Consider the following 1,893-nt stretch of genomic DNA (forward strand, 5'->3'; position numbering starts at 1 on the left):
CCCCCATTCGTTGCACAACTGCGCCACCACGTTGGCGTTACGCATCGTCCAGAAGTGCGGATCGGCGAGCGGGATATCGATGGCATTCAGCTGCAGCGCATGATGCAGCTGGCGCCAGTCGTTGGCGATCATGTTCGTCGCGACCGGCACGCCGGTGGCGCGGCGAAATTCGGCCAGCGTTTCCCTGCCGGAATAGCCCTGTTCAGCGCCGCAAGGATCTTCCAGATACGGCACTTTCCCGGCCAGCTGCTTACCAAAGCGAATCGCCTCATCCAGCGACCAGCTGGCATTGGGATCGACGGTGACGCGTGCGTCTGGGAAGCGCGCCAGTAGCGCTTCCACCGTTGCCACTTCCACTTCGCCTGCCTGCACGCCGCCTTTGAGCTTGAAGTCGCGGAAGCCGTATTGCTCAACTGCCGCTTCGGCCAGTCGCACCACGGCATCGCTGTCCATCGCCGCTTCATGACGCAGACGGAACCAGCCATCTTGCTCATGCTCTCCCGATCGATAGTTCATATTGGTGCGCTGGCGATCGGCGATGTAGAACAGATAGCCCAGCACTGGAATGCGGTCGCGCTGTTTGCCGCTGGCGAGCAGATCCGCTACCGGCAGATTGAACAGCTTGCCTTGCAGATCCAGCAGCGCCGCTTCAATGGCGGCGGCGGCGTTATAAAACTTCTCCGGATTCATCTGCGGGATATGAATGTCATTGGTGTGCGAAGTTTGCTGCTGACGCGCCTCGCTGCTGAACAACTGGCTTAGCGTCGCGTTGAGGCGCAGCAGCGAACTACCTTCAATCAGCGGACGAAACTGTTCCAGCAGCTGCAAGGTGGATGCATGACACGGCGTTTCGCCAACGCCGGTATGCCCGGCGGAATCGGTCAATATCACGATGATGCGCGTGAAGTAGCAGTTATGGGCGCCGCCAATGTTCAATAGCATGCTGTCGTAACCGGCAACCGGCACGATGCGCATCGATTTAATGACTGGACTGTCTGACATGGTTTCTCTCCGTGTGACCGAATGCGGGGGGAACAGGCTTGCGACGCAGCAGCAAATAGAGTCCGGTAACCACGGACACGCTGGTCAGCGCGTAAAGTCCGCCGGTGGTGCTGCCGGTGTGCATTTCGAGGTAGCCGAATACCGTAGGCGCAAAGAAGCCTCCCAGGTTGCCAATCGAGTTGATCAGCGCGATGCCAGGTGCGGCAATCGAGGCGGGTAATTCACTTTGTGGCATCGGCCAGAAGAACGCCGCGCTGACTTTGGAGCCGATACAGGCCACAATCATCGCCACAAAACCGAACCACGGCGTACCCAGCGTGGCCATAAAGGTGCCGCACGCGGCGATTAGCATGGCGATGCCGAGCCCTCTATCCAGCTTATCGCGATAGCGGTCGGTGGCTTTGCCCAGCAGAAACAGCGCGACGATAGCGAATAACCACGGAACGGCGGTCAGCAATCCGATTTCAAAACTGTTGAAGCCCTGAATGCGCTGAATGATCTGCGGAAGCCAGAACACTAACGTGTAGCCGGTCATGGTCATGGTGAAGAAGATCAGGCAGTAAGACAAAAGGCTGCGATCGGTGATCAAGCCCCAGCGGCCGTGTGTCACCGCATGCTCTTCGCGAGCGGCATCTTCCAGCGCTAACTGCTGCGCCAGTGCCTGTTTCTCCGCGTCGCTGAGCCACTTCGCGCCTTCAGGTTTAGATACCAACACAAAGGCGGCTAGCAAACCGATCACAATCGATCCGCCGCCTTCCATAAACATCACCCATTTCCAGCCCGCGATACCGCCAACATCGTGCATCATCAAAATGGCGCCGGTGAGCGGACCGGAGAACAAAAAGGCGCTGGCCGTCGCGCTCAACACCATCGCGGTAGCGCGGCCTCGCC

2 protein-coding genes are annotated in these 1,893 nt (G+C 59.0%); both read right to left on the bottom strand.

Annotated features, from left to right (window positions below; genetic code table 11):
• A partial coding sequence (locus RTY00_RS24335) for an enolase C-terminal domain-like protein (protein ID WP_312666682.1) occupies nt 1-1,002 on the bottom strand: 1,002 nt, incomplete at its 3' end.
• Nucleotides 980-1,893 (bottom strand): MFS transporter (locus RTY00_RS24340; RefSeq protein WP_312666683.1); only part of this gene is annotated, 914 nt, incomplete at its 5' end. The genes RTY00_RS24335 and RTY00_RS24340, both read right to left, overlap by 23 nt.

This window comes from Pantoea sp. CTOTU49201 (assembly GCF_032054795.1).
GTDB classification, from domain to species: Bacteria; Pseudomonadota; Gammaproteobacteria; order Enterobacterales; family Enterobacteriaceae; genus Pantoea; species Pantoea symbiotica.